13 protein-coding genes and 1 pseudogene are annotated in these 18,031 nt (G+C 45.1%); 6 read left to right on the top strand and 8 right to left on the bottom strand.

The features are described 5' to 3' along the window. Window positions 1-6: 6 nt before the first annotated feature. The 4 genes from AAFP14_RS06960 to AAFP14_RS06945 form a co-directional block, all read right to left on the bottom strand. A complete protein-coding gene (locus AAFP14_RS06960; protein WP_341731567.1) occupies window positions 7-2,532 on the bottom strand; it encodes a PAS domain S-box protein in 2,526 nt (841 codons plus the stop codon). 153 nt (window positions 2,533-2,685) lie between these two features. After that, a complete protein-coding gene (locus AAFP14_RS06955) occupies window positions 2,686-4,932 on the bottom strand; it encodes a glycoside hydrolase family 57 protein (protein WP_341731566.1) in 2,247 nt (748 codons plus the stop codon). Between the two features lie 410 nt (window positions 4,933-5,342). Next, entirely contained in the window at window positions 5,343-5,579 is a 237-nt protein-coding gene (locus AAFP14_RS06950; RefSeq protein ID WP_333069956.1) for a NifU family protein, read from the bottom strand. A gap of 134 nt (window positions 5,580-5,713) precedes the next feature. Beyond that, a complete protein-coding gene (locus AAFP14_RS06945; protein ID WP_341731565.1) occupies window positions 5,714-6,364 on the bottom strand; it encodes a DUF3386 domain-containing protein in 651 nt (216 codons plus the stop codon). A gap of 305 nt (window positions 6,365-6,669) precedes the next feature. On the opposite strand from AAFP14_RS06945, the gene AAFP14_RS06940 reads away from it, so the two are divergent. Continuing rightward, the gene (locus tag AAFP14_RS06940) at window positions 6,670-8,202 is read left to right on the top strand and encodes a PAS domain S-box protein (RefSeq protein WP_341731564.1); all 1,533 of its coding nucleotides are present in this window, start codon (window positions 6,670-6,672) and stop codon (window positions 8,200-8,202) included. A 157-nt stretch (window positions 8,203-8,359) separates the two neighbouring features. On the opposite strand, the gene AAFP14_RS06935 is transcribed toward AAFP14_RS06940, so the two are convergent. The 3 genes from AAFP14_RS06935 to AAFP14_RS06925 all read right to left on the bottom strand — a co-directional run bounded on the left by AAFP14_RS06935 (window position 8,360) and on the right by AAFP14_RS06925 (window position 12,353). Beyond that, on the bottom strand, window positions 8,360-9,169 hold the full coding sequence (locus AAFP14_RS06935; protein WP_341731563.1) for a GAF domain-containing protein: 810 nt from the start codon (window positions 9,167-9,169) through the stop codon (window positions 8,360-8,362). 555 nt (window positions 9,170-9,724) lie between these two features. Further along, the gene (locus AAFP14_RS06930) at window positions 9,725-11,602 is read right to left on the bottom strand and encodes a GAF domain-containing sensor histidine kinase (protein ID WP_341731562.1); all 1,878 of its coding nucleotides are present in this window, start codon (window positions 11,600-11,602) and stop codon (window positions 9,725-9,727) included. 523 nt (window positions 11,603-12,125) lie between these two features. Further along, window positions 12,126-12,353 (bottom strand): hypothetical protein, encoded by a 228-nt coding sequence (locus tag AAFP14_RS06925; protein ID WP_341731561.1) that lies wholly within the window; start codon window positions 12,351-12,353, stop codon window positions 12,126-12,128. Window positions 12,354-12,758: 405 nt separating this feature from the next. On the opposite strand from AAFP14_RS06925, the gene lepA reads away from it, so the two are divergent. The 3 genes from lepA (at window position 12,759) to AAFP14_RS06910 (ending at window position 15,654) form a co-directional block, all read left to right on the top strand. Next, window positions 12,759-14,573, top strand: a complete 1,815-nt coding sequence (gene lepA / locus AAFP14_RS06920; protein WP_341731560.1) for a translation elongation factor 4 — start codon at window positions 12,759-12,761, stop codon at window positions 14,571-14,573. Between the two features lie 135 nt (window positions 14,574-14,708). Beyond that, window positions 14,709-14,948, top strand: coding sequence for a type II toxin-antitoxin system VapC family toxin (locus AAFP14_RS06915; RefSeq protein ID WP_341731559.1), 240 nt, complete (start codon window positions 14,709-14,711; stop codon window positions 14,946-14,948). A gap of 82 nt (window positions 14,949-15,030) precedes the next feature. After that, a complete protein-coding gene (locus tag AAFP14_RS06910) occupies window positions 15,031-15,654 on the top strand; it encodes a hypothetical protein (RefSeq protein WP_341731558.1) in 624 nt (207 codons plus the stop codon). A 172-nt stretch (window positions 15,655-15,826) separates the two neighbouring features. Here the strand turns inward: AAFP14_RS06910 and AAFP14_RS06905 are convergent, their stop codons facing one another. Continuing rightward, the gene (locus tag AAFP14_RS06905) at window positions 15,827-16,096 is read right to left on the bottom strand and encodes a hypothetical protein (protein ID WP_341731557.1); all 270 of its coding nucleotides are present in this window, start codon (window positions 16,094-16,096) and stop codon (window positions 15,827-15,829) included. Window positions 16,097-16,254: 158 nt separating this feature from the next. On the opposite strand from AAFP14_RS06905, the gene AAFP14_RS06900 reads away from it, so the two are divergent. Next, window positions 16,255-17,334, top strand: a complete 1,080-nt coding sequence (locus AAFP14_RS06900) for an ATP-binding protein (protein WP_341731556.1) — start codon at window positions 16,255-16,257, stop codon at window positions 17,332-17,334. A 239-nt stretch (window positions 17,335-17,573) separates the two neighbouring features. After that, window positions 17,574-18,031, top strand: a pseudogene (locus AAFP14_RS06895) (ATP-binding protein); the annotation flags it as partial.

Genomic DNA, 18,031 nt, shown 5'->3' with positions numbered 1-18,031 from the left:
GGGACTTTATGCATCTGTTAAAACTGGGAAAGTTAAGAAAAAAGTGCTGCCCTCCCCCAAAACGCTGTCTACCCAAATTCTGCCACCGTGTTGTTGCACGATGCTGCGACAAATAGCCAGACCCAAACCAGTACCACCCTTTTGTCGAGAATCTGAAGCATCAACCTGTTGGAAGCGTTCAAAGATCATTTCTAGTTTATCTGCGGGAATTCCCCGACCTCGGTCTTTCACCGCAATCAGGATTTCCTGTGAGGATATGGGTAAGTCCCCATCGCCGATCGCACAATCAGGAGACGAAACTGACTTGAACCCAGCTTTTTTTGCCCCATCGTGATTTGGTCGCAATTGGGCACTGAACCAAATGGTAGCGCCCTCGGAGGAAAATTTTATAGCATTGCTGAGCAAATTAGTCAAAGTTTGAATTATGCGATCGGGAACAGCCCGCAAAGGAGCACTCACAGGGACTACGGAAAGTATAATTCCAGCCTGGTCAGCCATTCCCTGCATCTCGTCTACAGCTTGAAGCATCAGTTCGGCCACATTGCAAGTTTGCTTAACCGCTTTGTGATAACTAGACTCCATTCGTTCTAAATCGAGGATGTCATTGATTAAGCGTACCAAACGTTCTGTGTTAGTCACGGCAATCGATCGCATTCGTTTGGCTTTTTCCGGTTCATTGTCGAGGACACCGCTGTTGAGGAGGGCCAGGGCACCGTGAATCGAAGTCATGGGTGTCCGCAGTTCGTGGCTGACAACGGAAATGAATTCATCTTTCATCCGTTCGACAGCAAGGCGATCGGTGATATCCTTGAATGTCACCACAGCCCCGATGATTTTGCCTTGTTCTCGCATGGGAGCCACGACGTACTCAACCGGAAAACTCGTGCCATCTCGGCGACAAAACACCTCGTTAGTGACGCGGCGCGCCTCTCCGTCTTGCAAGGTGGCGATAATTTGACTGTTTGTTTGATTGGGAAGCAGTCGATCCAAAGTTGGTGTAGTGGAGGTGGGAAATTTAGAAGTCGCATTGATTTGCGTAGATAAATTGTGGTCGATCGCCTGTGGGCATTCCTCCTGTCTCGGATGTATGGTTTGATAAAGCGGTCGATCGATCAGTTGCTTGGATTCGCAGCCAGCCATTCTCACCGCTGCGGGATTGACAAAAGTAACTTTTCCCTCTTTATTCAATCCGCAAATACCTTCTCCTGCGGAGAAAAGAATCAATTCATTTTGATGGCGGAGTTGTTCCAGGGCTTTTTCAACTCGCTTACTGTCGCTGATATCTCTGGCAATAGTGGAGACGCCGGTGATGGTTCCTGTGGTATCTTTAATCGGAGAAATAGTCAGAGAAACATCTATTTCTTTGCCGTCTTTGCGTAAATGAAGGGTTTCATAATGGTCGATGGTGGCTCCCGCCCGAATGTTTGCCAGAATTTGTGACATTTCGTTGGGGCGTGAGGGTATGGCTAAAATCTCGATCGACTCTCCCTTGACTTCCGTTGCGGCGTAGCCATAAATCTTTTCTGCTCCTGCATTCCAGCTCATAATCGTCCCGGTGGGGGATTTGCCGATAATGCCATCGTCAGAGGACTCAACTATAGATGCCAAGCGGACGAGTTCATCTCTAGCTTGTTTGTGTTCGGTGATATCCCGGCCCAAAATCACAAGACTTTTGCGCTTGCCGTCTGGGTAAAATAAGGGTATTTTAATCACGTCGTAGATTTTAATCGTACCGTCCGATCGGGGAATCACTTCTTCACCCCTAGAAACGCTACCTTTATGCCATGCTTCTCGATCGCTAACTTCACAGGCTGCCAAAGCTTCCCGATAAAAGGTGCTGAGTTCTCCTAGCTGAGAGTCTTTGAGTCCGCGATATTCATCGCGGGAAAGCTGGAACAGTTCCAGTATTGCTTGATTTGCCTCTTGCCATCTGCCCTCGGCATCTTTGAAACAGACAATATCTGGCATGGCATTCATCAGAGAATCCAGATAGGAATTCGATCGCAGAGTGGCTTCTACCTCTACCCGCTTGTAGATTTCCTGTTGCAGATTTTCGTTGCTTGCTTGCCCAGAGGCAATCAACACATTTTCAGCCAAATTCCGTTCTTGAACTACTTCTTGAATGTTGTGGAGTTCTAGGGACAACTGGCGACGGGCTAACAAATTTTCCACCCGCAAGTGGAGTTCTGTGGGAGGGAAGGGACTAAGGAGCAAATCATCGATTCTGCCTTCTAGTTGTTCTGGGGTAAGGACAAATGGCGAATCTGGATCGGCAGAATTTCTGCCTTTGCTAACCAGCAAAAAGGGTAAAAATACTGGTGCGGATGCGGTTTTTAAGGTGGCGACAAGGGAGCCGATGCGAGCGAAATTTGACTCGTCTAGAATGCACAAGTCAAAAGGGATGTTGCCCATGTCGGCAGGAGAGTTGGCGCTGGTCGCGCGATCGGGTGCAAACACCTCGTGTTTGCTGTTGAGGCATTGTATCGGCAAAGGTTGTTGGTGGCGATCGAGCAAAACCAAAATCCGGCTCATTGGTTGTTTGTGATTAGTTATTGGTGATTTTTTGTGGGTTGTTTGTTATTAGTTATGTGTTTTCATTTGTTGTTGGTGATTAGTTATTTGTTAGCTCCGGCTCCTAACGAATAACTAATAACTCATAACTAAGAACCAATAACTAATAACTCTTTAAGGCATTCCGATCGCGATCGAAGAATCGAACGGCAAACAGCTACAGTAACGCTCCCCTTCCGATAACACCGCAATCAGCCTCAGTGACCAGTCTGGCATAATCTGCAAATCTGCCCAAGGTACTGCTACCTCCAGACATTTATCCAACCCTACTTGAGCGCGGCTGATGCGAGGATGCCACTCATCCCGTTCTCCAGCCTCCTGAAACCTAATCGATTTAGTTAGCAAATTAATCCCTAACTGATGGTGGAATCGATAGTTCAGCGGTTCAGTATCAGGCAAATCTAACAGTGGAATCAGACTGTTGTGCATAGTGCGATCGGGATAAAACCATAACAAATTCAACTCCGGCGGGCAATCAATTCCGGGCCGAATACCCGCCTTAAAGTCAGCACGAAGGTAAAAATTCAAGTGATCTACCCCGTACCAAAGCCGCTGAATTGCAGAACTGCGGTGCATTGTCCCCCTCGCTCCCCCAACTTCAATCCGTCCAGCCTTGTCCCAATCCTGTTCATTACCGATACCGTCAATCACCGGGTGAATAAAGCTCAGCGGTTGATGGTCGCCTTGAGCTTGGTGGGCCTCTACTTGTTGGCGCACTTGGGGAGGTACTGGCTCGTTGAGAGCTTCGTAAATTGCTGCTACGTGTTCCCGGAATAGCTGGTCAAACATGGCATCTTGGTTAGAGGTGTGACCTTCGCCAAACCACCAAAACCAGTCGGAACCTTCGGCGGCGTAGAGTGCTTCCCAAGCTTCGGGATTAGTTTCTTCCGTAGCCTCTGGATGGTTGGCCAGCATTTGTCTGGCCTGGCTTAACAAATCCCAAGCGCGATTTTTCGCCGGATCGCCGATCCAAGTTGTGAGGGAACCATCAACCCAAGAACCGGTGTGGAGTTGGGTTGACTCAATTGTGGCTGTTGGGGGGAATTTGTCAAGGAATTCGGAGACTGTTACGAGTTTAATATCTGGGTCGAGGCTGAGGGTTTCATAGAGGGATTCTAGGAAGGGTTTGCCGTCTTGGGGATAGAATTCCCAGCAATTTTCGCCATCTAGGGCGATGGTAACTAACCAGGGATTTTCTAAGGATGTGCCACCACCAGACTGTCGGTGTTTGAGAGTGCGGGCGATCGCCTCTAGGTGTCCGACTAAATCTGATGCTGCTGTTTTCGGTGCCATCGAACCGTAGGTAAATCCGATCAAATCTGACAATCGGTGGTCTCGAAAGACGATCGCCAAATCCCCGTGAGGAGTTTCTAGACGGTAAGGGCGATATAACAATTCTGGTTCCCAGACATTCCCAGCCCCATCGCGGTGAAAAAAGTGTTTAATTGTCCACCCCAATACAGCTTCGTCGGAGACTATCCATTTAAACCCTTGTTTGGCAATATAGGGCAAGATTTCTGGGCTAACTGCCTGTTCCGACGGCCACAAACCGCGAGGTTCGCAATCAAACCTATCTTGATACATTTCCCAGGATTTTCGGAGGTGTCGGGGAATATCTTCTGCCCACTGAAACCGATGTTGTGGCAGGGTCATGTTGGGAATAGCTATGCGACCGCAATTCGTATCAGCAAGCAGCGGTAATATCGGGTGTGTATGGGGGGTTGTGGAGACTTCTAATTGTCCCTCAGCTTGCATTTTTCGGTGCTGGGGAATGATTTTGGCTAGGATTTGTTTTTGTTTGGAGTAGATTTTGTGGCGATCGGCTAAACTAAAATTTTGTCCTTGTTTCAGCCACCCGGCAATTTCCGGGTCATCCCAAAACAGCGGGTCAATCCAAGCTAAATTGTGCCAAGCCAGCAAGTCGCTAAAATCCTGTTGATTCCAATTGTGCACACACCACTGAATACCTTTTTCCTGATGCTGAGTGTAGAGTTGATTGTAGCGGGGATGGGGTTGAATTAGGGTGTGGTAATTGGCATCAAAAAAGTGCTGACAAATAAATTCTTTTTCTGATATGTTTAAATCTTCAGTGGGCTTGAGAGTCGCAGCCAAATAGGGGTCTAATGCTCGGTCTGCGATGCAATCTTCTATCTGCAAAATCAAGGATGGAACGAGATTTACAGTTTGATGCAGTTTCGGATATTTTGCCAGAAGTAGCACTAAATCCAAATAGTCTTTAACTCCGTGCAAGCGCACCCAAGGCAATCGATATTGAGCCTCTGTTTCCTTAGCAGCTACTCTGGATTTATAGAGCGGTTGGTGTTGATGCCAAATGAAGGCTACATATAGGGGGTGAGACATTACTCTAGTCCTTAGTCATTAGTTAGCAGTCATTAGTCAGCAGTCATTAGTCCTTAGTCCTTAGTCATTAGTCCTTAGTCATTAGTCCTTAGTCCTTAGTCCTCAGTCATTAGTCCTTAGTCATTAGTCCTTAGTCATTAGTCCTTAGTCATTAGTCCTTAGTCATTAGTCCTTAGTCATTAGTCCTTAGTCATTAGTCCTTAGTCGTTAGTCATTAGTTAGCAGTCATTAATCGGCAGTCATTAATCGGCAGTCAGTAGTCAGCAGTCATTAATCGGCAGTATGATTTAGTCAGTCATTAGTTGCTTTATTTACTTGTTACTGATGACTTCAGACTAATGAATAAATTTAGTCGGTTAATTTCCTAATGACTGCTAACTAATGACTAATGACTACTGACTAATGACTAATTACATTACCTGTTCAACTTCGGAGATTTCTGGGATTGCTTCGCGCAGGCGACGTTCTATGCCCATTCTCAGGGTCATGGTAGAGCTGGGGCAAGAACCACAAGCTCCTTGCAGTCGCAGATGTACCACGGGGCCGTCTATTTCTACCAGTTCCACGTTGCCGCCATCGGATATCAGGTAGGGGCGCATTTCATCGAGAACTGTTTCGACGTTATCTCTTGTTAGTGCTAGTGTCATGGTATTTAACCTTCCAAATTATTTACTAGAGTTGATGTTTACTGGAGTTCGATCGCACAATTACTTGCTGTTGATGCTGATTATGATAATCGAAAAACCTGTTTTATTTAGGAAATGAGGTTTTTCGATTCGCTCTAAACTACTGCTGGTTCTAGCAGTTTGACGTTGGAGTAGTTGAATTCGGTGGTTGTCTCTTGACCTTTTTCTTTCGCTCGCACTACTTGTTTGGTCATAACATAATAGTCACCTACTTTCTCAAAGGTATCTTCAAATTCCAGTTCTCGGATGATTTCATCTGTTTGGGGGTTGCGGAAAACAGCATCGTAATGAGTCGCCAAAGAACCTTCGGGTGTTTCTAGGGTTTTGTGGGTGTCAATGACGAAAGCCATGCGGCCCATCACCCGGCTGACTTGACAAATTGACAAACCTCGGATTTTATAATTCGAGCCCATAGAGTCGCCAGAAACCAAGATGTCCACAGCATCGGTGCTGTCTTTTTCGCCGAGGGTGAAGCTATTTTTGCCGTGAGATTTTTCAAAGGACGAGCGTTTGCGGTGGGTGACAATATCGCGCATTTGAGTGTAGACGCTTTGCTGCACTTCCTCGTCTGCAATGCCGCTCACTTCCACGGTCATGTCTGGTTTAATGGCAACTTGACCTGTGTATACTTCGTCGCCTTGCTTGAGTTCGATGTCGGCAGTGTAACCGGGAAAGTTAGAATCCCAAGTGTAGCGGTGTTCGTAGGCAGCGCGAAATAAATCGCGAGCGTTCCCTTGCTCTGTCATAAATCCTCTTTGTCTATACACCCATTTAGTTTACCCTAACATCGGCAAGGTCTACACTGCTCCTTCGGGCTGGTGTACCGTAGTTTGCAGTTCGGTTTTCCCCTTGCTATGATTAAATAAAAACGCCTCCATACCCAGCAAATTAACAAATTCCCTAGTCAAAGGCAATCGCTGTTAAAGTTTCATAGCAATTAAATTTGGTTATTGGTTATTGGTTATCGTTTTTGGAACAATTTTTAGGGGTTTTGGAACTGAACCTGAGACACCTTACTAATATGGAGTTTCTCCGTTACTCAAAATTTAAAATGCTAGAAAAAACTTTTCAATACCTAAAAAATTTACAATTACAAGTCAGTGAACTTCCACAGGCACAGCAGGCAAGTTTAACACAAAATTTAGAAAATCTGTCTAACTCTTTGCAAGAATTGGCTGCTAGTCGCGTGTTTGAAAGTGCTACCAACAATGCTGCTAAGCTGGTAGAATTGGAAAAATCCAATCGTCTTTTAGAACGCATGGTGGCGCAACAAGCTTCTCAAATGAGACGGTTGCAAGAAGAGTTACAAAAAGAGATACGTCAGTATCGCTTAGATAATCAAGCCCTGATTAAAAATGAAGCGAAACTACAAAATGCGATCCGAAATTCTCCCGATCTCATTAGCATTATAGAGCCGGATGGACGAGTTAGATACCATAGCCCCGCCCTGGAAAGGGTTTTGGGTTATAAGACCCAAGAAAGAATTGGGAAAGTTCATGGGGAGTTGATCCATCCAGAGGATTTGCTGGCTTGGCAAGCGTATTTTGGCAAGTTGCTAGAACATCCTGGAGTTGCTAGTCCCATCGAATATAGGAACCGCCACGCAAACGGTACTTGGGTATATATGGAGGCGATCGGTAATAGTTTACTGCAAGATTCTAATGTCCACGGAATTGTAATTAGTTCGCGGGAAATCGGGGAACGCAAGCAAGCAGAAATTGCCGTGCGGGAGTCGGAATTTCACTACAGAATTATGTCCCAAATTACTTCAGATTTTGCTTATTCTTTTAGGGTTGGAGCCGATGGTAAGTTTGTCTGTGAGTGGGTAACGGAAGCTTTTGCACGCTGTACTGGCCGCTTGCCTGAAGAATTGACTGCTGGGGGTTGGTGGAGTTTAGAGTTAGCCCATCCCGACGACAGAAAAATGCTACTGGAACAATTAACAGACTGTACTTCCATTCGCACGGGGAAGAATGAGTATCGTATTCTGAATAAAAAAGGTGAAGTGCGCTGGGTGCGAGATTCCTGGCAAGCTGTTTGGGACAAAACTGAGGGACGGATTGTGCGTTTGTGGGGCGCTTGTCAGGAAATTACCGATCGCAAGCAAGTAGAAGTACAACTACAATTGGCTAAGGAACTCCTACAAGCACAAATAGAATCTGCGCCACTGGCCATAATTTGTACTGATACCAAGGGCAAAGTAACTGTCTGGAACCCCATGGCAGAAAAAATTTTTGGTTGGAGTGCTAAACAAGTTTTGGAGCAAATTGAGCCTAATATTCCCGAAGGCAAAGAGCAAGATTTTCAGGCTATACTCAAGTCGATGTTCAATGGCAAGGTACAGAACGGTTGTGAAGTGTCTCTGTTAAAGAAAGACGGTGGCTCGATCGATCTTTGGCTATTCGCCGCACCAGTGCAAGATGCCAGTGGCCAGACCAGGGGCTGCATAAAAATCTTTTCTGACCTTTCAGAACGCAAGCGCATAGAGTCAGAGCGCCAAAAACTTGTAGGGCTACAAAATATGGAAGAACCCTTTTGGGCGCGTTATATTACTCCTCCAACAAATAATAAAAAAAACAAGTAGAAGCAAGGGGGCACAATCATGATATGCAAAGCTTTTTAGTCACCAATATCTTAGGTTTAATTAATTTAGTTAATAAATATTTAAAAATAAATAGTTGGAAACAGTTGATCTGGTTAGTTGTAGAAAACCCTAATGGATCGATGGGGGATTTAACTATTTAGTCATCGGAAGATTTCTCCTGACTTCTGATGGCAGCGAGGTCTGCATGAGTCTGACAAGCATCGCTTAACTGAATGAAATCCAAGACATTACCAATTACCTTAGAAAGGTGGAGAGCAGAACGGTGAGCTTCTTGAATAAAAGCCCTCTCTTCTATGGGATCGTCGGCCATATCATCTACAGTTAGTTGTAGATAACCGATAATGTGATTTAGGGGCGTGCGGAGTTCGTGGGACGCTTTCAACATGAACTGCTTTTTGAGGTGGGAAAGTTCTGTGACTCGATCGCTACGCTCTTGATAGAGGGTGGCGAGGGCGATGGCGCTTCCTACTTGATCGGCAAGTTCTTGGGCGAATTCGATTTGGCACTGAGTCCAAGGTCGATCGCCTATATTGTTTCCTAAATTATCCTGACCGCATCGGTGCAAACTAATAATGCCGTTAGCTTGCTCTTGATAGGCTGTAGCCACGACTAACACCGACTGTCTGCCGAAAGGGTCATCGTCGGCAAAGGAGTCAAATACCACAGGTTCTAGGGTGGCGATCGCCTCCATAAAATGAGGCGTTTCTGTTAAGGAAAGTTCTACTCCGAGCATGGGTAAAAATCGCTCCTGACAGTATTCGGCTGCGACTTTAACTTGTAGGCTAGAACTTTCATAGGGGCAAATGATACATCGGCTCGCACCAAGGGTAGGCCCTAGACTGTTAACTGTTTGCTGCCAAATGCCATTTAGATCCAGAGTTTTACGAATCTTTCTGCCAATTTGCAGTAAAAGTTTTTGCGATTGAGCTGATATCTGCTGATTCATAGCAACCCCTTTTCTACTGGAATGGCAAAATTTTACCACTCCGCCAACAGAGGAGGAATTTACTGAATTTGCCAAATGCAGACTGTCGAATTTCTGACTTCCGTAATTACACTTAAATGTTCCCACAGGCTTTCAAAAATTACTAGCTAACTGTAATTATTTCTATAGTAACATTATACTTCTCATACTTAATCAGTTTTGTCAAGTTTTTGTAAATTTTATTTATATTACGTTCAGACCCAGCTCGATCGGGCCTCAACATCCCTATAAATACGTTGCATTCTCAATGGTTTTACGGAAAATGAGAGGGGGTTTGATACCTACATCCCCAAGTACCTGTTGGGTCTAGCCGCGGAAAAACAACTGCGGGACGATCGCCATCAGTCTAAAGTGGTAAAAAGAGGGAGCAAGGAGAAGAGGAGAGTAATAATTAATACATTTTTCGGGAATTCGCTCAATTCCAATAATGACTGCTAACTAAGGACTCTTCGACTACCCTTAGACTCCGCAGGCTGCACCGCTACTAACTAATGAATACTAACTAATGACGATTAATTATTGAGAAAATAATGGTTCTTGGTAAAGTAAGACAGTGAAAGTAACCGTAGATCCGAGTCCTTCCCCCATGCTGTAAAAATTGACAGTACCCCCCATTGCTTCTACCAATTTTTGAGTAATAGCCAATCCCAAACCGGTGCCACCATATTTTCTGGTACGATCGCCATCTACCTGAAAAAAAGACTCAAACAATTTATCTTGTTTGTCAAGAGACACCCCAATCCCAGTATCAGCAACTCGGATTTTGATCAGACCAGGAAACTGCTGATTCTGAAAAGTAACTTTTTTCTTAATTGTTTCGGTACTAATACGAATGCCACCTTCGTTTGTAAATTTAATCGCATTGCCAGTCAGATTCAAAATAATTTGAAGCAGACGTCGGTAATTGCCATACACAATAATTTCCTCCTCCGCAGATAGGGTTTGGACTTGAAATTGCAATCGCTTCTCTTCCACCTGCACCCGCGTCAAAGACTCAACCTGCTGCAAAACTTCACCTAGTTTGACAGGAGCGAGGTCTAACTGCATTTTGCCAGCTTCGATTTTAGCGACATCCAAAATATCGTCGATGACGTTGAACAAAAGTACGGCAGAACGATGAGCTTCCAGGATAAATTCACGGGCTTCTTCTGGGTCATCTGCCATGCCGTCCATCAGTAATTTCAGAAAGCCAAGAATACCGTTGAGGGGGGTGCGAAGTTCGTGAGAAGTATTAGCCAAAAACTGACTTTTAAGCTGGGAAAGGGCAACGGCTTCGGCGCGGGCCTGTTCTAGTTCTTGATAGAGAGTAGCATGGGCGATCGCGCTTCCGACTTGAGCCACCAATTCGCGGGCGAATTCTAGTTCCAGAGGACTCCACTGGGGGGAATCTCCGCAGCGGTGCAAAGCTATGAGTGCATTGGGTTCTCCTTGATAGGAAGTAGCGGCTACCAGCACCGAGTGTCGCTGGAAAGGGTCATTGGCAGGATAGGCAGACTCAACAGCTACTGGCTTGAGGGTAGCTAAAGTTTTAATCCACCCCGGCTGTTCGGCGACTTGCAATTCTAATCCCAGCATGGCTGAGTAAGGTTCTTGACGGTACTCTGCGACGACTTTCAGGGTTTTTGATTGGAAATGTTCGATAGGAAGGGGAGGATGTGAAGTAAATGGAGGGTCTTGGGCAATGGGCAGGGTCAAGTCCGATTCCCCAGTATCGGAATTTTCGATATTTTTCGGGGGAATGAATGGAGAGGATTTGAAAATTTCGGTTGTTTGTTTGTAGGGACAGATGATACAGCGGCTGGCATTTAAAACTTGACCGAGACTGTTGGCTGTTTGCTGCCAAATTGTCTCTAAGTCCAGGGTTCGGTGGAGGTTTTGAGCTATTTGGGAGATGATTTGGCGATTGATTTCGGAGTAGGGAGGGAGGGAAGTAGCAGGGATACAGGTTTCTGGGAGTAGCTGTTGTTGCTGAAACTGTGAGTCCAAGGCGTCAGAATTTAGCTTCTGGTATGTGGGTTTGTCTGACAGTAAGCGTCCCATTACTAAAACTGTTGTAGCTTTGCCGTTTGAGGTGATAATGGGAGCGACTGTCAAATCGAAGAGTAAATAGGTTTCGCCGGGACTAAACGGATAGCTAAACCTTTCTGGTGTTAGGGTTTCGAGGATTCGTTGCAGGCGATGGAGGTATGGTTTCGCCGGAACAGGTGGAAAGTTGTCGATCGCCCCACCATCGACAATTTGTTCTACTGTAAGATTGTACTCCTCGCCTTGTTGCCAATAAAAAGATAGATATTGACCGTTTCTGTCTTGGGTAAATATTAATTCTGCCCCTAACTCTTGGAAAAAGGCTGTAGAGGCCAGGCTCGATCGCCGAAAATCTGTGTTAGAGTCCATCAGAATAGCAGATAAAAGTAGTTTTGGTTTTTGATTTGGGAGTTAAATAGTTAAATAGTTAAATAGTTTAATCGTTCAATAGTTTAATTGTTCAATACTTTGTTATTCAAAATTCCCAACTTAAAACTATCAACTATTTTTGGATGCTACCATTAATTTTAGAATTGTTATTAATAAACTCAAAAAATACTCTTTTTTAAATCTAGCACCTCAGACTCGAAACTATTTGTTGTCAGTTATTGTGTTTGATTTCGATCGCTAATATTTAATATTTAGAAATGTTCGTTCGCCGATTAATTATCTGGCTTAAAAATCCCTAAAATATTTGATGCTGTCAGGCCCTGAAACTGATGACTAACCATCCCATTTTGTCTCTCACTTTTCAGCATTACGTGATTATTATTTAGGTAAATTTATGGTAAAAAATTTATGCTTTTGTAGCGAAATCTGCCTGTGATGATAGCTTGTGGGCGATCGCAAATTTCACAGCCAACAGATTAACGCCGGAATTCGCGATCGACCCTCAGTCGTTCCACTCACCACGAGGCGGAACTGGGGGGTTGCGACGCAAGCTCAGAGCCAACTCGTCTTCACGGCGATCGCCCCTTAACCACTGCCTAATTGCAGTTTCAATAACTTTGCTAGGGTCATTTGTCAAGTGCTGAATTTGGTCTAAAAGTTCAGGATCTATGTGGATGGATAATTCCACTTTTTCTGATGCCGCGTGGGAAGGTATGCTTGACTCGCTCATAGTTAAAAAAATCCTAGTTTTAATTCTTAAGTTTCAATGGCTTAATTGTTTGAGTTAGTGTCTGGTGCACCAGCACCTGACTGGAGGGGGAGAAGCACAGAGAGAGGGACACACAGAGGAGGAGGGGGATAGAGACACCGACAAGGACAGAGGGACAGAGGGACAGAGGGAAGTTTTTTCTGGTTGGGTTTCCTGGGTTGATAGGACAGGGTGGGAGATCTTCACACTTTTGAGTTTTTCCTTTCAGGGAGATCGCTTTGACAAGGGAGGGAGTGTTTAGATTGAGTTACTGATTGGTGGTTTGATTTCAATCCCCAATCAGAGGTTTAAGCAGGCACTGTAGTCTTGCTTGTGTAATCATACAACAAAAAGTATCCTTTGCCGATTAGGTCTTTCACAAAAAATATGACTAACGTCCCTGTATCTCGCATTCGCAATTTTTCGATTATTGCTCACATCGATCACGGAAAATCGACTTTGGCCGATCGCCTGTTGCAGGCGACTGGGACAGTCCAAGCACGGGAGATGAAAGAGCAGTTTTTAGACAACATGGAGCTCGAACGCGAGCGTGGGATTACGATCAAGCTGCAAGCTGCTCGGATGAATTATACCGCTAAGGACGGTCAGGACTATGTGCTTAACCTGATCGACACTCCTGGACACGTAGACTTCTCCTACGAGGTATCGCGATCGCTAGCTGCTTGTGAAGGTGCGCTGCTGGTAGTTGACGCATCTCAAGGTGTGGAAGCACAAACCTTGGCAAATGTCTACCTAGCTTTGGCAAACGATTTAGAAATTATTACTGTTTTAAATAAAATTGACCTACCGGGGGCGGAACCAGAACGGGTAAAAGGGGAAATTGAAGAGATTGTCGGACTCGACTGTAGCGACGCGATTCTGGCTTCTGCGAAGGAAGGTATCGGTATTGATGATATTTTGGAGGCGATCGTCGAAAAGGTGCCACCACCACAGGATACCGTCGATCGACCACTCAGGGCGCTAATTTTTGATAGTTATTACGATGCTTATCGTGGAGTAATTGTTTATTTCCGGGTGATGGATGGCAGTGTCAAAAAAGGCGATCGAGTGTTATTGATGGTTTCGGGCAAGGAATATGTCATCGATGAATTAGGCATACTTTCACCAACTCAAATCCCAGTAGATGAACTCCACGCCGGAGAAGTAGGTTATCTAGGCGCAGCGATTAAGGCAGTAGCAGATGCTCGCGTGGGAGATACAATTACTTTGGTCAAAAAGCCCGCACCGGAGCCTTGGCCTGGTTATACTGAGGCGAAACCGATGGTGTTTTGTGGCTTATTCCCGATCGATGCTGACCAATTTCCAGACTTGCGGGAAGCCTTGGAAAAACTCGAACTTAACGATGCGGCCCTTTCCTACGAACCAGAAACATCCAGTGCGATGGGATTTGGTTTCCGCTGCGGTTTCTTAGGTTTGCTGCACATGGAAATCGTGCAAGAAAGACTGGAGCGAGAATACAATTTGGACTTAATTGTGACTGCCCCTTCCGTGGTTTATCAAGTCACGACAATTAAGGGAGAAGTGCTAACAATTGACAATCCCAGCCACTTGCCAGACCCTCAGTATCGTGATAAAATTGAGGAGCCTTACGTGCAAGTAGAAATGCTATCGCCCGAAACATATGTGGGGACTTTGATGGAATTATCTCAGAGTCGGCGGGGCATTTTTAAAGATATGAAATATCTCAGTCAAGGCCGGACTACATTGATTTATGAGTTGCCTTTGGCGGAAGTAGTGACTGACTTTTTCGATCAGATGAAATCGCGATCGCGCGGTTATGCGAGTATGGAGTATCACATCATCGGTTATCGCGAAAATCCGTTGGTGAAATTGGACATTTTAATTAATGGCGATCCAGTAGATGCTTTAGCAATGATTGTACACCGCGATAAGGCCTATAATGTCGGCCGCGGCTTGACGGAAAAGCTCAAGGAGTTGATTCCTCGCCACCAATTTAAAGTTCCCATTCAAGCGACGATTGGCGCGAAGGTGATTGCTTCCGAGCACATTCCGGCTTTGCGGAAGGATGTGTTGGCGAAGTGTTACGGTGGCGATATTTCGCGGAAGAAGAAGCTGCTGCAAAAGCAGGCGAAGGGTAAGAAGCGGATGAAGTCTGTGGGTACTGTGGATGTACCGCAGGAAGCTTTTATGGCTGTGCTGAAGCTCGATCGCGATTCGTAATTTGTCTGTATTTGTCTGTAGGTGCGATCGTCTTTAAGGGCGATCGCACTTTTGCACCAAAAATGACCCGGCGGTTGAAACCGCCCGTGCCGCTTGCATCTCAGGTCTAAAGACTCAGAGTTTTCCGCTTGCCGAATGTTTTTTTATAAGGGATTTCAGGATGGAGTAGAGTATTTCAACAGTGTTAATGTGTTGAAGTTCGATCGCGATGCTTACAATTGCTATACAGATTTGGTGCGTCAAAAGATTCGCATCGGCACAAAAGATTTACGGATTGCTGCTATTGTGATGTCAAGAAATGCTATTCTGGTGACGCGAAACCGGCGGGATTTTGAGCGAGTACCGGGCTTGAGGTTTGAAGATTGGACAATTTGAGGAGTCGGGTGAGAGATGAAGAGCGATCGCCCGATCGCCGTTTCATTCCCCGCCAATCACCTATAACAGTTATTGTATAATTATGCTAAATCTAAAGCTTCCCGAACAAAGGCGAAAACTTTACATTGAAATTGCACTGCGTAGATGTCGTCCCGGTAGTGGCAGCAGTCGAGAGTTTCTGAATAAAAGAACCTGGAATCATCCCGTGACAAACATTAAAACGATTATTCAAAAGACTCTTTTTGTCGTAGTAGGGGGCATTGCTACTCGCCTCTATATGCCTGAACGAATGACCGATGACGTGGATATTTTAGTGTTAACTCAGGATGCTGCTAATCTTTATCGAGAATTAGAGCAATCTGGTAGCAGGAAAACGGGAGAACTTAGCATTGGGGGCAGCACTTGGGAATTGCCTGACGGTACTTATTTGGATGTAATTGAATCAAGCGATTATTGGGTACGAGAGGCAATTAGAAATCCAAATAATGCCCCCGATGGGTTGCCAATTATCGGATTACCTTATCTGGTTTTGATGAAACTACAAGCTAGTCGCGGTATAGATATAGGTGATTTAACGCGGATGTTGGGAGGGGCTGACGAAACTGCTTTGCGGTTGGTAAGAAGGGCGGTACAAGATTTCCTTCCTGATGCCGTGGAAGATTTAGAAAATTTAATTGTTTTAGGAAAATTAGAAATGGGTGAGTAAGAGATTAACAGGGTATCATAACCGAATTTACTATCGGTGCTAATTAAAAATAGAATTGTTACTTGGATTTACTATTATGACTACCAAAATATTGTAGTTGGATGGGATGAAGGTCGATCGCACTTTTGGACATTAAGGGCGATCGCACTTTTACCAAATAAACCATCAGAGATTACTCATCATCATCCTGCTCGTCTTGAACTACTTTACTACTTAAAATTCCGAAAATCGCACCGACACCCATATTCCAAGTGCGATTGCAATTCTCAAAAATCCTTTCACGTTGGGGAGATAGCTGAACTTCTGTGCTAATCCAGAAAGACATCCCTCCAGACAAGAAGGTAATACAGACAACAGTTGCGAAGACATACTCGAAAGGAGAGGGAGGCTGAGGAGGAATGTTTTTACGAGTCATTTTAGTAGATTTGGGTTGAGCTTTCATAATTGCTACCTTTTGATTGGTGATGTTTTAATCATAAAGATCCCAACCTTGAAAATCAAACTGTGTATGGGTTTCAGTTACTATGAGTTTGATAGGCGTTTAAGATGCGTTTGGTTGGCATCGCCCGCTATAATACTTAAAAGGTTTGTAATTTAGGTATGCCACAACCAAAACTCACAGCATCTGAGGCAGGAATCGAAAAAGCAAAAATAGCTCTCATAGATAAAGGCTGGAGTCGCGAAGACTTAGCCAGTTGCGTAGTGGTGGAAGGCAAAAAGCAAACGACAGGTATCAGTATTCAAACAGTTAACAGTTTTTTCAACTGTAGGGGTATCAAGCCGCAGTATTTTGTAGCAATTTGCAAGGCTTTAGGATTAAATTGGCAAGACATTACAAATCCCAATGCAACTACGCGGGGCCCAGAAACCGGGTTTTTTCACGAAAATACTTCGTTGCAGCCCGTAGATTCGGTGAAAAACCCGGTTTCTTTGGTCGAACTCGATAATTCCAACCACAACAATCCCTTTATTCCCCAACATGGTAAGATTGACGATCGGCGATTTTTCTTTGGCAGAGAACGGGAAATGCGGCGGGTATTCGAGACGCTGAATAGCGGCAGTAGTGTAGCAATTATAGGCGAAAGGGCGATCGGCAAAAGTTCTCTGCTACAAGCCATTTACCGACAAGCACCAACTCAACTCCGTCATCCGCGCCAACCGATTTACCTCGATTTACACAATGTTTGCGATGAAGATGACTTTTACGGTGCTTTATGCCACGAAGCAGGTATCGAAACAGCGAAAGGATATCAACTACAACGGGCTTTAGCATCGCACCGATTGCTGTTGCTTTTAGATGAAGTCGAGAAAATAAACTGGGATGGATTTACTAATCAAGTGCGCGGGCAATTGCGGGGTTTGGCAGAGGGAAGTAATGCACCTTTGCGTTTAGTTGTTGCCGCCGGCACATCTCTCGATACCCTGTTTCCTGACAGTCAAGACAAAAATATGACATCTCCTTTCAAAGGGATTTGCATTGAGGAACCCCTGAAGCAATGGGACGATGAAATCTGCCACAAATTTATTGCTAGTCGCCTCCAGGCTGACTGGTTAACACCTATTGACAAACCCGTGAATTTTACTGAGGATGAAATTGCGGGGTTAATTGCTGAAAGTGGTGGCTATCCTCAGAAATTGATGCAATTGTGCTACAAAACTTACGATCGTTATATCAACTAGGATTTACACATGGGTGCCCAGAAACCGGGTTTTTTACGAAAATATTTCGTTGTAGCCAGCAGATTCGGTAAAAACCCGGTTTCTTTGGTTGTGACGATAAGTTATGTGAGTCGAAATTTACGCGCTACGACTCAAGAAACCGGGTTTTTCGCAAATTTCGCGCCGTAACGAGTCTTTTCGTAAAAACCCGGTTTCTGACTACCCGTGCCTAAGTCTTGTTTATTCATCCCCACCTATTTATGAGTCAAAACCATCCCCCTATTCCTCGCTTAGATTTAGCTCCCAAACTGAAGCGCCCTCTTTCTTTGTGGAATCCTTTAGACTACCTGCGATTGTTATATTGGGTGTTTTACTTTCCTCAAGCTTTGCGGTGGTATGAGTCTACCTTTGGGGGTGAATCTAGTTTAAAAAATGCCCAAACCTGGCGAGAGGTGTGGGAATGGTTGCGTCACAATTCAGTGCAGCGTCAGTTAATTCTACAAGCCTTGGTATTAATCATTGTTATTCCTATAGGTTTTAATATACTTCTTGAACAAATAGGCGTTCCTATCCGTTGGTTGGGCGTGGCGTTGGGCGTGGCGTGGGGCGTGGCGTGGGGCGTGGCGTGGGGCGTGGCGTCCGGCGTGGCGTGGGGCGTGGCGTGGGGCGTGGCGTTGACACGTCCTGAAAATTGGCTTTTCGCTGTACCGTTTACCCT

The organism is Microcoleus sp. EPA2 (assembly GCA_020882975.1).
GTDB lineage: Bacteria > Cyanobacteriota > Cyanobacteriia > Cyanobacteriales > Microcoleaceae > Microcoleus.
The sequence above is the reverse complement of the archived record's forward strand: the minus strand, read 5'-3'. Positions and strand labels throughout refer to the sequence as shown.

Coding starts and splice junctions, on each gene's coding strand:
- AAFP14_RS06960 (WP_341731567.1), bottom strand. CDS start 2,532: ATGAGCCGGATTTTGGTTTTGCTCGATCGCCACCAACAACCTTTGCCG.
- AAFP14_RS06955 (WP_341731566.1), bottom strand. CDS start 4,932: ATGTCTCACCCCCTATATGTAGCCTTCATTTGGCATCAACACCAACCG.
- AAFP14_RS06950 (WP_333069956.1), bottom strand. CDS start 5,579: ATGACACTAGCACTAACAAGAGATAACGTCGAAACAGTTCTCGATGAA.
- AAFP14_RS06945 (WP_341731565.1), bottom strand. CDS start 6,364: ATGACAGAGCAAGGGAACGCTCGCGATTTATTTCGCGCTGCCTACGAA.
- AAFP14_RS06940 (WP_341731564.1), top strand. CDS start 6,670: ATGCTAGAAAAAACTTTTCAATACCTAAAAAATTTACAATTACAAGTC.
- AAFP14_RS06935 (WP_341731563.1), bottom strand. CDS start 9,169: ATGAATCAGCAGATATCAGCTCAATCGCAAAAACTTTTACTGCAAATT.
- AAFP14_RS06930 (WP_341731562.1), bottom strand. CDS start 11,602: ATGGACTCTAACACAGATTTTCGGCGATCGAGCCTGGCCTCTACAGCC.
- AAFP14_RS06925 (WP_341731561.1), bottom strand. CDS start 12,353: ATGAGCGAGTCAAGCATACCTTCCCACGCGGCATCAGAAAAAGTGGAA.
- lepA (WP_341731560.1), top strand. CDS start 12,759: ATGACTAACGTCCCTGTATCTCGCATTCGCAATTTTTCGATTATTGCT.
- AAFP14_RS06915 (WP_341731559.1), top strand. CDS start 14,709: ATGTTTTTTTATAAGGGATTTCAGGATGGAGTAGAGTATTTCAACAGT.
- AAFP14_RS06910 (WP_341731558.1), top strand. CDS start 15,031: ATGCTAAATCTAAAGCTTCCCGAACAAAGGCGAAAACTTTACATTGAA.
- AAFP14_RS06905 (WP_341731557.1), bottom strand. CDS start 16,096: ATGAAAGCTCAACCCAAATCTACTAAAATGACTCGTAAAAACATTCCT.
- AAFP14_RS06900 (WP_341731556.1), top strand. CDS start 16,255: ATGCCACAACCAAAACTCACAGCATCTGAGGCAGGAATCGAAAAAGCA.